We start from the raw sequence: 14,943 nt of genomic DNA, 5'->3' as shown, positions 1-14,943 counted from the left end.
GGCAAATCTGCCCTTGAGTTCAAGGGGTGGTTGCAACACTTCGTAGTTAGGGGTGTTGATGACGGGTCAGCCTCAGTTGTTGGTGGTGCAGCGGCGGTATTGGGATTTGATCGCTGCGGGATGGTCCTCGGAGGATGCCGGGGTGGCGGTCGGCGTGTCGGCGACGTGCGGTAGCAAGTGGTTTCGCAGGTTTGGTGGTGTGAATCCACGATGGTCAAAGCCTCAAGGACAGCGACGGCCGCGGCTGTCGGCGGATGAGCGTGAACAGATCATGATCGGCACCGCGCACGGTGAGTCGATCCGTTCGATGGCGCGCCGGTTGGGCCGGGCGCCGTCGACGATCATGCGCGAGATTGCCCACAACGGTGTCATGCGAGGGCATGTGGGCCGTTATCGCGCCCGGTATCGGTTCGGGGCCCGCCGGGCCGGTTGGGACGCGAAGTCGGGCTACTCGGCGCGCATCGCTCAGCGGCGCAGCGAGCAACGGGCGCGTCGACCCAAGACCGGCAAGTTGGGCCGCTGTGAGCAATTGCGGGCCGAGGTGCAAGCGTTGTTGGTCAACAAGTACAGCCCCGAACAGATCGCCGGGGTATTGACCGCGACCTATCCTGACCGCCCGGAGATGCAGGTGTCCCACGAAACCATCTACCAGGCGCTTTACGTGCAAGGGCGCGGAGAACTGCGCCGGGAACTGAGGACATGCCTGCGCACCGGGCGCGCGTTGCGTAAACCGCGCCGACGGGCCCGCGCCGGTGACGGCCGCGGCCGTATCCAAGGCATGGTCAACATCAGTGAGCGGCCCGCCGAAGCTAACGACCGCGCCGTGCCAGGCCATTGGGAAGGAGACCTGATCATCGGCAAGGACCAGGCCTCTCAAATCGGCACGCTGGTTGAACGTTCCACCGGATATGTCCGACTGCTGCACCTACCCCATACCCGTAGCGCCGAGGCCGTCGCCGAGGCCATGATCGCCGCGGTCAAAGACCTGCCCGCCACCTTGCGCCGCACCGTGACCTGGGACCAACGCCACGAAATGGCCCACCACGCCCGCATCAGCATCGACACCGGCATCGAGGTTTACTTCTGCGATCCCCACTCACCCTGGCAGCGCGGTAGCAATGAGAACACCAACGGCCTACTACGGCAATACTTTCCAAAGGGCACCGACCTTTCGGTGCACGACGCCGAACACCTCGCCTACGTCGCCGACGAACTCAACGGACGACCCCGAAAACGCTTCAACTGGGACAACCCCACCAACCGCCTCAACAAGCTACTGTCCACCCCGACAGACACAACTGTTGCAACCAAACCTTGAATCCACCCGCCGAAATCCCGCCCTTGGCGCACGCTTAACGCCGTCGTTACACGCTCAACGCTGTCGTTGCACCTCGGCGCTGCGGCTAGCCCGCCGGAGTCAGCTTGACCGCACCGAGGTGCATGCGGTCGACCGCCTCGCCGAACTCCTCGAGCGTCGGGATGCGTCGATCGCGGAATTTCAACCCGATCATCGTCTGCGCCCGGCGCGGGCCGTACGCTTCGGCGCAGCGCTTGTAGAGATCGGAAACGATAGCGCGGTCCCGGATCGGCTCGCCGTTCATCGCGGTTGACTTTCCGTCGTAGACGACCTGGGCCGGCGCGCCACCGCGGAAGTTCTGCTTCCACGAAGCACCGGTCAGCGCATACAGATTGTTGTCGATCACATGGGCGCTCACGGGAAGTGTGAACGGGCGTCCAGTCTTTCGGCCGGTGAAGTTCAGCACCATCAGTTGTTTGCGGACCGGGCCGGCCAGCGGCGTGCGCAGCAGCAAACCCAGCATCGGGTTGACGAGTTTGAGCAAGAACGAGGGCGGGTGCCCGGCGTCGATCGCGTACGACTCTTCGGCCATGCACACACCGTAAGGCCAATCGGCTACGTTGAGCAGCCTTTTCCGCGCAGGATCGGAGCGAGCTGGGCCAGCGGGATGTGCGGTGAGACGGCGCCGGGTGAAATTCCGCCCGGCCCGCGTTCGGCCGGCAGGTAGAGGACGAGGTCGTCGCGGTCCAGCGCCCAGGCCTGGTAGCCGTCGACCAGTGCGCCCTCGGGGTGGTCCGGTTCGAACTGCTCAACCTGAAACGGTGACCCGTCCAGCGCCCGCTGCAAATAGGGATGTGCGATCGGCGGGATCGCCGTCAACGGGTCCACACCAGGGCACAGCAAATCGGTCAGTTGCAGCTGACGTTGCGAGTCGAAGGTGAAGGTGGTGATCGCAGCACTGGGGTGAGGCATGCTGCTGAAATACCAATCAGACTGAAATACAACCGTTTTCGTGATCCCGGCACGGGTGAGAACTTGCGAGCTGAGGTTGGCGCTACCCTTGCCATTGGTATCCGTTTCGCCGTAGTCGGTGAAGAATTTCCGGACGAATGACGTCAGCACCGGGCCCGACGGTGGGTTGTCGACGAGGTCGGCGGGGTATGCGGCGGTCACTTCGATGAGCGCACCGTTGACGTCCTTGCTCAGTTTGCACCGACCGGCTTTCCCGTCCCACACCCCGTGCACGTCGTTGCACAGGCGGTTGGGAATCGGGATGGTGCTGGCGGCCGGACTGCTCGCACCGTGGTTGGGGCTCTGGCAGGCGCAGGCCATCAGCACTGCGGAGACGGCGACGGCGAGCCGGCTTGGTGGCATGGGCTCACCATAGGGCTGGTAATCATCGCCCCGCTCGGCGCGATCGTCGCGCCGGTCGTGCTCCGATAGCCGGGAGATCCTGCGCTCGGTGTGGCGCTCGTCGTCGCCCTGCTCGCCGAAGTGCCTTGCCATCTGATTTGCTGCCGGAGCCGCACCCGCCAACGCGGGGTCGATGCCACGGTGACGGTTGCTGTATTCGACTCTATCGCCGGTCAGTTCTGCCAAAAGCGAGCTGCTAAGAGCAGTGATCTGGTCAGTTGAGGTCGAGCCCCGTCATCGGGAAAGATAGCTGGGCGTTTCGTATGCGCCGAACGTTCGGCGCCCGGGGCCGTTCGGCACTGTCGAAAGTCTCTCTGCGAAATACGTACCGGAAGCGACGGTTATCCAGTAAGAGACAGCTATGAAGTCACGAACGGTCCTCACGGCACTCATTGCGGTGGCGGCTGTCTTCATGACGTTTGTCGCGGCCGCGCCACCCATCGCCTACGACGGTGAACCGGCGTTCGTGACGAATCCGGCCGAGCACGTGGACACGCTCATCGGGACGGGCACGGGTGGGCAGACGGTAGGCGAGATCAACAACTTTCCCGGCGCGTCCGTGCCATTCGGGATGGTGCAGTATTCGCCGGACACGGTCGCGAACTACGCCGGGTACAACTATCACAACCCACGCTCGACAGGTTTCAGCATGACGCACGCGTCGGTGGGCTGTGCGGCATTCGGGGACGTTTCGATGTTACCGACCACGGGCTCGAGCGACACGCAACCTTGGAATGCCTCGGAGCGGATAGCCCACGACGACACGGAACAGGGCGAGCCGGGCTACTACACCGTGAGGTTCCCCGACACCGGAGTGACCGCGGAACTCACCGCCACCACCCGTACCGGCGTCGGTCGGTTCAGCTTCCCGCACAATGGTCGCCCGGCGGTAATCCAAGTGCGTTCCGGCGCGTCGCTGGCGGGCAACTCTCGCGCGGCCATCCAGATCGGCGAGGACAACACCACCATCAGCGGATGGGCGACCAGCGGTGGGTTCTGCGGCAAGAACAATACCTACACAGTGTATTTCGCGATGAAGTTCAACCAACCGTTCACCTCTTACGGCACTTGGGACGGCTATTCGGTCTACGCCGGCGAGCGCACCGCGGTGTCGCCCTATAGCGGCGGCTACGTGAGTTTCCCGGCCGGCTCGGTGGTCGAAGCTCGCACCGCGATCTCGTATGTCGGTATCGACGGGGCGTGGGCAAATCTGGCTGCCGAGGGGGCCCCGGGCTTCGACGAAGTGCGAGCCGCCGCACTCTCGGAGTGGAACGCGGCGCTGACGTGTATCTCGGTGGCCGGCAGAAACACCGACGACCTCGACACCTTCTATACCGCCCTTTACCGATCTCTGTTGCATCCCAACACATTCAATGACACGGACGGACGCTACATAGGATTTGACGGCCTCATCCGCGAAGTAGCTAAGGGGCATACCCAGTACGCGAACTTTTCCGACTGGGATACCTACCGCAGTCTGGCGCCCCTTCAGGGATTGCTCTTTCCAAGGCAAGCCAGCGATATGGCGCAATCGCTCGTCAACGACGCCGAGCAAAGCGCATCGTTCCCGCGTTGGTCATTTGCGAATTCGGCAACCGGTGAGATGAGCGGGGACAATGTGGTGCCCCTCATCGTCAACCTCTACATGTACGGAGCGCGTGACTTCGATGTCGGAAAGGCATTGCGCTACATGGTGAATGCGGCGACGACAGGTGGGGTTGGGCTGAACGGATACGTCGAAAGGCCGGGGATCGCCACCTACCTGCAGTTCGGCTACGCACCATTTACGTTCGAATTCCGCACCGATGGCTGGATCGCCGACGCGTCGATCACACTCGAGTGGTCGGTCGACGATTTCGCCATCTCCCGATTCGCCGACTCGCTCGGTGACACCGCGACCGCCGCCGAATTCCAGGACCGATCGCAGTACTGGCAGAACCTGTTCAATCCGACCACCCGCTATGTGTCTCCACGCGACGTGACGGGAGTTTTTCCCTCTGGCCCTGGATTCGTGGATTCCCCTTCGACTTTCGGTCAAATCGGATACGACGAAGGCAACGCGGAGCAGTACGTCTGGTGGGTACCGCACAACGTAGCCGCCCTGGCGACAGCGCTCGGCGGTCGCCAGGCGGTGGCCGCCCGACTGGATCGTTTCACCAAAAAACTCAACGTCGGCCCCAATGAGCCGTATCTCTGGGCCGGCAACGAGCCGGGCTTCGGGGTGCCCTGGCTCTACAACTACATCGGCCAGCCGTGGAAGACTCAGCTCACGGTCGACCGGGTGCGCGGCCTATTCGGGCCCACACCAGATGGTGAGCCGGGCAACGACGATCTCGGCGCGCTCTCCAGCTGGTATGTCTGGGCTGCGCTCGGCGTTTATCCCGGAACTCCGGGAACACCGATTCTCACCGTCAACACGCCGCTCTTTGATCGCGCCGTAATAAGGCTGCCGGCAGGCAATTCCATCCGGGTCACCGCACCGGGGGCCTCCGGACCACACCATCTGAAGTACCTCAGCGGCCTCGACGTCGACGGCAAGCCCACCGACCGCACCTTTGTGCCAGAGTCGCTCATCCGCACCGGCGGGGAACTCGCGTTCTCCCTCGCCGCTCACCCGGACAGAGGCTGGGGCTCCGGCGAGTCCTCGGCGCCACCATCGTTCGGCGCGGGCGGGGCGGCGGTGACCATCAATGCGTCGCGCCCCGTCGTCGCGATCGCTCCCGGAAGTACGGGCGGCGTTAAAGTCGACGCCCAACGGATGGTCGCCAATTCCGATGGCTACCGCATCACCGGCACGTCCGTCACCGCCGGGATCACGACTGCACCCATCTCCGGACAGTTCGCATCCGACGGATCGGCCGCCGTTACGGTCCCGGTCACGGTGGCACGGTCGGTTCCCGAGGGCAATTATCTCGTCGTTCTGACCGCCACAGTCGGCGAGAGTGTCCGAAAGGCGACCGTCGTGGTCGCCGCGCAAGCCGACAACGACGGGTCGTGAGCGGGTGGCTTAGACCATGTCGTTGTCGGCGAGCCAGCGCATCACCGGCCAGCCGATGAACACCGGCAGCCAGCAGGTGAGCACCCGATACAGCAGCACCGAGGGCACGCCGACGGCCGCGGGTACGCCGAAGGCGGCCAGTCCACCGATCAATGCCGCCTCGACGGCTCCGACGCCGCCGGGTGTCGGCGCGGCCGAAGCCAGGGTGCCGCCGACCATCGTCACGACCGTGCAGGTGACGAATGTCGCGCCGCCACCGAAAGCCTGGACGCTGGTCCACAGCGCCAGCGCGGCACCGAGAGTTGTTCCGGTACAACCGAGTACGATCAGCGAGAGCCGCTTGGGTTCACGGACAAGCTCGACCAGGTCCTTGGCCACTTCCTGCAGCCGCGGGCGCACCGCGCTCGCCAGCCAGCGGCGGAGCTTGGGCACGAACAAGAACGTCCCGATGATGCCCAGCGCCACACCGGCGAGCAAGTAGAGCACCGTCGCGCCCGGGACGAAATGCGATAGGTCCATCGACGCGCCCGCCACGGTGCTGAACAAGATCAGCAACACTAGGTGCATGATCACCTGCACCGATTGCTGCAACGCCACCGCGGCGGTGGCCCGCATGACGGACAGGCCACCCTTCTGCAAAATTCGGGTGCTCAGCGCCAGGCCGCCCACTCCGGCCGGGGTGGTGGTCGCGGCAAAGGTGTTGGCCACCTGGGCTATTGACAGCTTCCAGAAGTTCACCGTGCCGTCGGTGCACGCCCACAACGCGGCTGCCGCACCCACATACGTCGAAGCCGAGATGAACATGCCGAGCAGCGCCCACCACCAGTTCGCCGTTCTGAGTTCGGAAAAGAACGCCGGCACGGTGGCGATGAAGGGGTACGCGACGTAGACCAGCGCACCGAGCAGAACCAGTTGGACGACCTGGCTGCGGGTGAACCGGGTAATGGTTTCCTTCTTGATCTCGTCCGCACCCGTTTGGGACTTGACCTCGGCTCGGGCGGCCGAGATGATGGCCGACGCGTCGCCGACCGACTTCCGAACTCGTTTTGGCACAGCAGTTTTGGTGAGACGACGGGACGCGGTCAAGATGGCGTCCTTGCCGAACGTGTCGATCGCCGCCCGTACCGCCGACTTCGCGTCGTACAGCGCCGTCGTCGTCACCAGGAGCTGGGCCACGTCCGACTGCAGTTGGATGTCCGTGGCGCCGTATTCGGCGTTGCCGAATCCACCGAAGAGCACCGTGCCGTCGTCGACGGTGATCTCGTGGCAGCGCAGGTCACCATGCGAGATCTGATAGGCGTGCAACTTTTGCAGCGACTCCCACACCCGCGCCACCGGCGTGGTCTTGGTGCATTCGTCGAGCGCGATTCCCCGAACGGGCTCGTGCGCGTACAGCGTCCACCCCCGGTCCAGGGCCGCGAAGGCGATCGTCGACGTGTTCGCGACGCCGGCCTCACCGATGGCGATGGCCATCAGCGCGCGATGCTCGACGGCACGGCTCATCGACGCCTGAAACGGTGCGGTTTCCGCATCGCGCAGCCGCAGCTTGCGCCACAGCTCTCGCAGGGCCCCGCCGCTGCGCTGGTGCGGACCGTAGAGCTCGATCGCCGCCGTCGAATCGGGATCCCCGGAATCGGTCGACAGCACCAGCGGGCCAGGTCCGGCGGGGCGGACCACCATTAGCCGTGACACCACGAATCCACGCTTGGCCATCGCGCGGACCGCGGCCGCCAGCGGGACCTCCAGCGCGGGCGTCCCGACGGCCAGCACCACCAGCGCGCCGACGAACCATCCGACCGCCAAACCCAGCAGGGAGCGGGCCGGAACGATAGCGCTGATCACGAGGTGAATCGGCACGAATGCGAGCAGCAGCGCCCACCACCAGTGCCGCCAGCGCGCCGGCAACCAAGGCCCGGAAACCGTCAGCACCGCGGCCAGCATCGCGATCCAGCGCGGATCGTCGAGGAACTGCGCGGGCAGCGTGCTCAACCGGTCGGAGACATCGAAGTGCCATCGGGGCGCGGCGAGGCGGTTGCTGCTGATCGACAACGGCAGGGCGGCGAGAATCGCGGCGGCTCCGTAGGCGCCCAACAGTTTCCATTGCCGGGCGACGATCAGGCCGATCAGGATCATGAACGGCAGCGCCAGAATCGCGAATCCGTACAGCAGATAAACCACATCGGCCTGCGTGGGCGACAGCACCCCGACAATGTGCGAGACGGATTTCTCCAGCCGAAGCCAGCGGCTGCGGGTGACCAGCGAACCGGTGATGACCGTCGCGAGAAAGGCGGTGGCCAGGATTAGCCGCAGAATGTCGTTGGTCCGCCGGTTCACCGGTTGCAGCAAGCTGCCAGAGACGCTGATGTCGCGTCCGTCAACTCGCATGTCAGGACCCTTCGGACCGGGGCCGCGCTGTTAGCGGTCCGCCGACAACTTAACCGGATACTTCCGGGCAAGCGTGCATGAACCTGACGGACAGCTTGTTCACCTGCGGGTAAACGGTAACGGGGCCCACCGGCAGGCACAGCCTGCGGACAGCTTGCTCACGTAGGGTCGCGCTCAACGCGGGTGACAACGGGAGGACATGAGCGTGGCCAGGACCGACAACGACAGCTGGGAGATCACCGAGAGCGTGGGGGCGACGGCACTGGGCGTCGCGGCATCCCGGGCTGCGGAGACCGAGAGTGACAATCCACTGATCCGCGACCCGTTCGCGCGGGTTTTCCTCGACGCGGCCGGCGACGGAGTGTGGAACTGGTACTCGGCTCCGGAGTTGCCCGCCGAGCTGCTGGAAACCGAACCCAATCTGGCGCTTCAGATGCAAGGGATGGTCTCCTACATGGCCTCCCGGACCGCGTTTTTCGATGCCTTCTTTATCGACGCGACGATGGCGGGCATTTCCCAGGCGGTGATTCTGGCGGTCGGACTGGACTCGCGATCCTGGCGGTTGCCCTGGCCGGACGGCGTCACCGTTTATGAGCTCGACCAGCCCCGGGTGCTGGATTTCAAAGCGTCGACGTTGGCTGAACACGGGGCCGAGCCCGCCTGCAATAGGGTCGCCGTCCCGGTGGACTTGCGCCAGGATTGGCCGACGGCGTTGCGGGAGGCCGGTTTTGATGCCTCGGCACCGAGCGTCTGGTCGGCCGAGGGACTGATGCCCTATCTGCCGGCGGCGGCTCAGGAGCTGCTGTTCGAACGCGTGCAGGAACTGACCGTCGTGGGCAGCCGGATCGGCGTGGAGGCGTTGGGGCCGAAGTTTCTGGACCCCGAAGCGCGCACGCGTCGGCGCGCCCGGATGGATCGCGTCCGAGCGGCGTTCGCCAAAACCGACCCGCAGCGTGAGGTCCCCAGTACCGACGAATTGTGGTACTTCGAAGAGCGCGAAGACGTGGGTGCCTGGTTCGGTCGCCACGGCTGGGATGTGACGGTGACGCCGTCGCTGGAACTGATGGCCGGCTACGGCCGCAGACCCGCGGCAGAGGTCGAGAACGACGTCCCCGGCAACCTGTTCGTCGCCGCGCAGCGTTCGGGGACGTAATTCGTTGGCGTAGCGCGATCTCACCAGCCCTACAGCGGGTGTTCGTGTCGATGTAACTGCTGGTTAGGCCTTGATGGCGAATGCTGTGGGCGGAACCGACACCTTCGATTGGAGTGGGTCGGAAATGGCTACGCGCCGAACGGGAGAAAGCCATGAGCATTGCCAGGGTCGCGCCCGGTGTCATCACCGCAGGCAAGGCAATCGAAATCGAGTTTTCTGGACGGTTTGGTTTTGGTATCTACCGGTGGGCCTACCTGCCGTTCGAGGTACCGCCGGGTGTGCAACAGATTCGGGTGTCGACCGCCCATGACTCCGGGATGGGCGGCCCCGCACGAAATGTGCTGGATCTAGGGATGTTTGGGGTCGCCGGCCACGATTTGGGCAATGCCGCCGGATTCCGGGGCTGGTCCGGCGGCGCCCGCGACGGCTTCATGATCTCCGCAGCCCATGCCACGCCCGGCTACCTGGCCGGCCCGATCGAGCCCGGCATATGGGCGGTTGCGCTGGGTCCGGTGGTCCTCAGCCCGTGGGGGATGTCCTGGCAGGTGCGGGTCACGCTGGACTACGAGCCGCCCGGCGTGCCGGTGACGCAGGACTCGTCGGCGGCGTTCACACCCGCCTCGGTCGGAGGTGCGCGCTGGTACCGCGGTGACCTGCATCTGCACACTGAACACTCCGACGGCGAGCGCGATCCCGCCGAACTGGTGTCGGACGCGCACGCCGGCGGGCTCGACTTCATCGTCTCCACCGAGCACAACACCAACTCCGCCAACCGGGTATGGCCCACCTGCCGCACCGGATCGCTGCTGGCGATTCCCGGCGTCGAGGTCACCACCCGCCACGGGCACTGGCTCGCGGTCGGTCTGCCCCCGGGCGGCTGGGTGGACTGGCGTTACGGGCCGAGCGACGGGGTCTTCGGGCGCTTCGCCGCGGGGGTTCGCCAAGCCGGGGGTTTGGTGGTTGCCGCCCATCCCGCCGCGCCACTGCCGGGTTCGGCATGGGAATTCGGCTTCGCCGAGGTGGACTCGCTCGAGGTATGGAATGGCAAGTGGAACGTCGATGACGAAGTATCCCTCCGCATTTGGCAACGACTACTGCGACAGGGCCGGCGCATTGTCGCGGTCGGCGGCAGCGACTCGCACGCCAGGCGTCAGGTGGTCGGTGCGCCGCAGACGGCCGTGCACGCGGCCGAGCTGTCGGTGCCCGCGATTGTCGACGGGCTGCGCCGTGGCCGGGCCCGGCCAGCAGCTGCGGGTGCCACCCGGGGCCCCGGTGACGGTCACCGCGGTCATCAGCGGGGCGCCCGGCGCCACCGCCGCCCTGATCACCGCGGCGGGCTGCGTGGGACGTGCGCCGGTAGCCTCGGTGGGGAGCAGGCTGCAATGGGAGCTCGACCCCGGGTCCGCGCGATTCGCCCGACTTGAGGTGCGCGCCGCGCGACGGGGCCGGCTCGGTGCGATGGTCGCCCTGACGAATCCGGTGTGGCTGGCCTGAGAAAAGGCTTGAGAAGGGGTCAAGCACAACGGTATTCGCGGCATGGGCGCGCGGGGACGAGAGGACTCTCTATGACGAAGTCAAGCCGCGGACTGGGTGGCCGGGGGTGAGTCGGGTTGCCAGGTGCGGTTGTCGCGGATGAGTGCGTAGAGGACGTTGGTGCGGCGTCGGGCCAGGCAGATAGTTGCCAGGATCGGTCGTTTGCCTTGGTCTCGTTTGTGCTGGTAGTAGGTGCGGGAGGCCGGGTCGCAGCGGATGGCGGTCAGCGCGGACATGTACATCACCCGGCGCAACCGGCGGCTGTAGCGCTTGGGGGTGTGCAGTCGGCCGGTGCGTTTTGCCGAATCGCGAGATACCGGTGCGAGCCCGGCCCAGGCGGCGAGCTGGTCGGCCGACCCGATCAGTTTGGGATCGCCGACCGCGGCCAGGAATTCCGCGCCGAGCCGAAATCCCATGCCGGGCATGCTGGTGATCACTTCGGCCAGGGGATGGCGGCGAAATCGGTCCTCGATGTCGGCATCGGTTTGTTTGATGCGGTCATCGAGGGCAATCACCCCCTTGGCCAATTCGGCAACCAGCCCAGCGGCGACTTGTTCGCCAGGCAGTCGGACCGTTTGGGTCTTGGCTGCCGCCACGGCAGCCGCGGCAATGGTTGCGGCGTTACGAACGCCGGCGTCGGTCAGGATCCGGGTCAGCCGCGAAACACCGCTCTGGCGAATCGCTTTGGGGCGTTGGTAGCGCGCCAGCAGCACGACCCAGCCGCGGTCAGAGCTCAGCTGGGCGACCCGTTCCAGGGCAGGACAGACCGCCACCAGCTGTTGACGCAGTCGGTTGATTGTGCGGGTGCGGTCAGCGACCAGATCGCTGCGATGAGCCGTGAGCATGCGCAGTTCGGTGATCAAGTCATCGTCGGGGTGCAGCAATGGCAGATCATTACCGCGCATCCGCGACTGATCAGCGATCACCCGGGCATCTTTAGCATCGGTCTTGGCCTCCCCACCGCGATAGACCGTCGCGGCCTGCCAGACCGCCCGGCCCGCCAGGTAACGCACCGACCTACCGGCATCAGCCAGCACCGTCAACAACAGGGCGGCATACACCGTGGTCAAGTCCACCGTCCACGACACCTGATCACCCAACAACTCGATCTCGCCAATCAGTGCACGGATCGATTGCTCATCGTTGACGAGTCTGCGCGACAACACCACAGCGCCCGCACCGTCGACCACACACACCCAATGATGCTCCTTGCCGACATCAACACCAGCCCACAACCGGTCCGTTGCAATCGATCTCCTATTCGCTTGTCTGCCAACACGATCCCCATGGACAACCCCGCCAGCATTTCCTTAAACAAGCGATCACATCGCAGATCTCAATCAGCAGCCCGAGGAAGTCCAGGCAGGCCGGGCGGCCAGTCCTCTCAAGCCGCACCACCAGGCCGGCAACAGAAATGGATGCCTCACCCGACCCACCCGGGTCGCAGCACAACGTAACAACACGCAGCAACTGCACCTACAAACTTAAGGAACGAGATGGAAGCTTGGGACGCGATTTGCGCCCGGCGCAATGTTTGGCAATACCAGCCGCGACCGGTGCCGGATGACGACCTGAACCGCATCGTCGAGGCCGGCTGGCGGGCGCCGTCGGCAAAAAACCGTCAGCCGTGGGACTTCGTCATCGTCACTGACCCGGCTCAGCTGCAGGAGCTGTCCACGGTCTGGGGCGGCGCCGGTCACATCGCGGCGGCCCCGGCCGCGATCGTGTTGGTGGTACCGGTTCCACCTGACGAGCGCCGGCTGGTGACCGACAACTACGACGTCGGTCAGGCGACGATGGCGATGATGATCGCGGCCACCGACCTGGGTATCGGCACCGGCCACTCGTCGGTGGGGGATCAGGAGAAAGCGCGCGCGATCCTGGGTGTGCCGGACGACCACCTGGTGGCCTTCATGCTCGGAGTCGGGTATCCGGCCGACCGCCCGATTGCTCCGATCCACAAGCCGGACCGGCGCCCGTTCGACGAAGTCGTCCACCGCGGACGCTGGTGAGGCAGGCCGTGGTGGCAGACGCGGGGCTGGCCCGCCGGCGCAGGGGCGAATACGGGTACGACGGGTCTTTCCACACCGTCTCGGCCGGGGCGCAGCTGGCGGGCGTGGCCGGCACCTCCGGCGTCCTGCTCGCTAGCGCCGGTGTCGCGCTGGCCCGCGGCCATCGATTGGCGGCCGCGCTCGGCGCCGCTTCTGCGGTCGAAGTGCTCGCGACTGCCGCGTCGTATATCTACGCAACCAGGCGCGGCAAGTTCGTGGTGTGGGACCGGATCCTCGATGAGCTGCGCTTGCGAGGCGATGAAACCGTGCTCGATCTCGGGTGTGGGCGCGGTGCGGTGTTGCTGGCCGCGGCCAAGCGGGTGCCGCAGGGCCGAGCGATAGGTGTCGACCTTTGGCGTGCCGACCAGACCGAAAATTCGCAGCAGGCAACGTTGTCCAACGCGGACCTGGAAAGCGTCGCCGACCGCGTCGAGGTGCGCCCGCCGACATGACCGCGCTGCCGCTGGCCGGCGAGAGCGTGGACGCCATCGTCAGCAGTTTGGCCATCCACAACATCGGAACCCACGAGGGCCGGCGCAAGGCGCTGGACGAGGCGATCCGGGTGCTGCGCCCGGGCGGCCGGCTAGCGATCGCCGACCTCTGGGAAACGAACCGTCACGCCGCGCATCTGCGTCAGCTGGGTTGGCACCACGTGCGGCGGCGCAACGTCGGCTGGCGGATGTGGTACGGCGGCCCCTGGTTCGCCACCCGGTTGGTCACCGCGACCAAGCCGGTCTGACGGCCCGTTGGCTCAGGGCCGGACCTCGTCGTAATCGACCAGCAGATGGCGTGGCCCGCGGAACACCTGGCTGATGCGATAGGGCGGCGGATCTTCAACCAGCCGTGGGTTTTTCACCCGGCGCAAGAACACCTCGAACGCGGTGTTGACCTCTAACCGAGCCAGCGGGCCGCCGAAGCAGACGTGTATGCCGCGACCCCAGCCCACGTGCTCGTTGTCGGCGCGCCGGGGGTCGAACGTGTCGGGGTCGGTAAAGCGTCGCGGATCCCGGTTGGCCGCACCGTACATGAGATAGATGGGCGCGCCTTTGGGAATGGTGGTGCCGCCGATGTCGATGTCGGCCAGCGCCGACCGGGTCGGGAAGAACTGCACCGACGACTGCAGGCGCAGCACTTCTTCGATGGCGCCGGGAATCAATTCCGGTTTACTGCTTAGTAATTCGATCGACCACGGATTGCGCAGCACGGTCAGCACACAGTGCGCGATGAGGTTGACCGTCGAATCGTGGCCGGCGAAGAACAGCAGGATGGTGTTGTTCACGATCGCACTGGGTGACATCCGTCCGTCCGGGCCGTCATAATGCGCCAACTGTGAAATCATCCCGGGCCCAGGCGATTTCGCGGCCTTATCGGCCAGCCCGACGATGTACTCGTTGAGTTCGTCGGCGGCGGCCTCCCCCTTGGCGCGACGGGCCCGGCCCTCCTCGGTGTTGATGTCGGGGCCGAGGTCGAATACGCCTGCCGTGATGTCCGCCAGCCACGCGTGAAACAGCGGCTCGTCTTCGATCGGCACGCCCATGATCCGGCAGATCACATTGACCGGCAGCGGGTAGGCGAACTCGTCGACCACATCGATGCGCGTTTTGCCCACCGCCTTGTCGAGCAGCCCGTTGACGATCTGCTGACACAGCGGCTCTTGGCCGGGGATCAGATCCGGCGCATCGGGCGGGCCGAAGAAGTGCATGCACGTCCGCCGCGCCCGATCGTGCTCGGGCGGGTCCGCAGCGATGAAGCTCGGCTCCTTCCCGTAGGCTCCGGCAAGTTCGGGGGCCACGTCGACCGTCGGCTCGCCGGCGAATCGGCGACCCAGGCCGACCATCGGGCGACTCTTGCGTAGGTCCGAACTCACCCGGGGGTCGTGCGCGAGTGCCATCAGCTCCTCGTACCCGGTGACCGCGTAGATGCCGTTGGTCACCCGCACCACCGGCGTCTTGCGCAGCTCGTCGAAGTACGGATAGGGGTTCGCGCGATTTTCGTACCGCATGGCGGCGTCGAAGGCTTCCTCGGGAGTCATTGGCGCCACTCTCCCCCGCAAGCGGGCGGTACCCACACCTCATCGCTTCGTCCCCCGCAAGCGGGAGGTGCCCCCACTGCA

General features: G+C 65.7%; 10 protein-coding genes and 1 pseudogene. 6 read left to right on the top strand and 5 right to left on the bottom strand.

Annotated elements, in window-relative coordinates:
- Window positions 1-58 precede the first annotated feature (58 nt).
- On the top strand, window positions 59-1,318 hold the full coding sequence (locus G6N54_RS14455; RefSeq protein WP_456299234.1) for an IS30 family transposase: 1,260 nt from the start codon (window positions 59-61) through the stop codon (window positions 1,316-1,318).
- A gap of 85 nt (window positions 1,319-1,403) precedes the next feature.
- Here the strand turns inward: G6N54_RS14455 and G6N54_RS14450 are convergent, their stop codons facing one another.
- Window positions 1,404-1,889 (bottom strand): hypothetical protein, encoded by a 486-nt coding sequence (locus tag G6N54_RS14450; RefSeq protein WP_163790721.1) that lies wholly within the window; start codon window positions 1,887-1,889, stop codon window positions 1,404-1,406.
- A 23-nt stretch (window positions 1,890-1,912) separates the two neighbouring features.
- Entirely contained in the window at window positions 1,913-2,803 is an 891-nt protein-coding gene (locus tag G6N54_RS14445) for a hypothetical protein (RefSeq protein ID WP_163790720.1), read from the bottom strand.
- A gap of 268 nt (window positions 2,804-3,071) precedes the next feature.
- On the opposite strand from G6N54_RS14445, the gene G6N54_RS14440 reads away from it, so the two are divergent.
- Entirely contained in the window at window positions 3,072-5,708 is a 2,637-nt protein-coding gene (locus G6N54_RS14440; RefSeq protein WP_163790719.1) for a GH92 family glycosyl hydrolase, read from the top strand.
- 9 nt (window positions 5,709-5,717) lie between these two features.
- Here G6N54_RS14440 and G6N54_RS14435 read toward each other — a convergent pair whose 3' ends face one another.
- Window positions 5,718-8,093 (bottom strand): lysylphosphatidylglycerol synthase transmembrane domain-containing protein, encoded by a 2,376-nt coding sequence (locus G6N54_RS14435; protein WP_163790718.1) that lies wholly within the window; start codon window positions 8,091-8,093, stop codon window positions 5,718-5,720.
- A 205-nt stretch (window positions 8,094-8,298) separates the two neighbouring features.
- Here G6N54_RS14435 and G6N54_RS14430 point away from each other — a divergent pair, with 205 nt between their 5' ends.
- The gene (locus G6N54_RS14430; RefSeq protein ID WP_163790717.1) at window positions 8,299-9,246 is read left to right on the top strand and encodes a class I SAM-dependent methyltransferase; all 948 of its coding nucleotides are present in this window, start codon (window positions 8,299-8,301) and stop codon (window positions 9,244-9,246) included.
- 152 nt (window positions 9,247-9,398) lie between these two features.
- Window positions 9,399-10,670, top strand: coding sequence for a CehA/McbA family metallohydrolase (locus G6N54_RS14425; protein WP_163790716.1), 1,272 nt, complete (start codon window positions 9,399-9,401; stop codon window positions 10,668-10,670).
- Between the two features lie 150 nt (window positions 10,671-10,820).
- On the opposite strand, the gene G6N54_RS14420 is transcribed toward G6N54_RS14425, so the two are convergent.
- Window positions 10,821-12,029: an IS110 family RNA-guided transposase gene (locus G6N54_RS14420; protein ID WP_232073761.1), complete on the bottom strand. Its 1,209-nt coding sequence runs from the start codon at window positions 12,027-12,029 to the stop codon at window positions 10,821-10,823.
- Between the two features lie 246 nt (window positions 12,030-12,275).
- Between G6N54_RS14420 and G6N54_RS14415 the strand changes: the two genes are divergently transcribed.
- Both G6N54_RS14415 and G6N54_RS14410 read left to right on the top strand, forming a co-directional pair.
- Window positions 12,276-12,791, top strand: a complete 516-nt coding sequence (locus G6N54_RS14415) for a nitroreductase family protein (RefSeq protein ID WP_163790715.1) — start codon at window positions 12,276-12,278, stop codon at window positions 12,789-12,791.
- Window positions 12,792-12,817: 26 nt separating this feature from the next.
- Window positions 12,818-13,569, top strand: a pseudogene (locus G6N54_RS14410) (class I SAM-dependent methyltransferase).
- A gap of 12 nt (window positions 13,570-13,581) precedes the next feature.
- Here G6N54_RS14410 and G6N54_RS14405 read toward each other — a convergent pair.
- Window positions 13,582-14,862: a cytochrome P450 gene (locus G6N54_RS14405; RefSeq protein WP_163790714.1), complete on the bottom strand. Its 1,281-nt coding sequence runs from the start codon at window positions 14,860-14,862 to the stop codon at window positions 13,582-13,584.
- Between the last annotated feature and the right edge of the window lie 81 nt (window positions 14,863-14,943).

Source organism: Mycobacterium stomatepiae (genome assembly GCF_010731715.1).
Lineage (GTDB): Bacteria > Actinomycetota > Actinomycetes > Mycobacteriales > Mycobacteriaceae > Mycobacterium > Mycobacterium stomatepiae.
Note: the sequence above shows the minus strand (reverse complement) of the source record. Positions and strands in the feature narration are given on the sequence as shown.

What these genes read in the sequence shown, in the direction of transcription:
- G6N54_RS14455 (WP_456299234.1), top strand. Translation starts at nt 59, where the DNA reads ATGACGGGTCAGCCTCAGTTGTTGGTGGTGCAGCGGCGGTATTGGGAT.
- G6N54_RS14450 (WP_163790721.1), bottom strand. Translation starts at nt 1,889, where the DNA reads ATGGCCGAAGAGTCGTACGCGATCGACGCCGGGCACCCGCCCTCGTTC.
- G6N54_RS14445 (WP_163790720.1), bottom strand. Translation starts at nt 2,803, where the DNA reads ATGGCAAGGCACTTCGGCGAGCAGGGCGACGACGAGCGCCACACCGAG.
- G6N54_RS14440 (WP_163790719.1), top strand. Translation starts at nt 3,072, where the DNA reads ATGAAGTCACGAACGGTCCTCACGGCACTCATTGCGGTGGCGGCTGTC.
- G6N54_RS14435 (WP_163790718.1), bottom strand. Translation starts at nt 8,093, where the DNA reads ATGCGAGTTGACGGACGCGACATCAGCGTCTCTGGCAGCTTGCTGCAA.
- G6N54_RS14425 (WP_163790716.1), top strand. Translation starts at nt 9,399, where the DNA reads ATGAGCATTGCCAGGGTCGCGCCCGGTGTCATCACCGCAGGCAAGGCA.
- G6N54_RS14415 (WP_163790715.1), top strand. Translation starts at nt 12,276, where the DNA reads ATGGAAGCTTGGGACGCGATTTGCGCCCGGCGCAATGTTTGGCAATAC.
- G6N54_RS14405 (WP_163790714.1), bottom strand. Translation starts at nt 14,862, where the DNA reads ATGACTCCCGAGGAAGCCTTCGACGCCGCCATGCGGTACGAAAATCGC.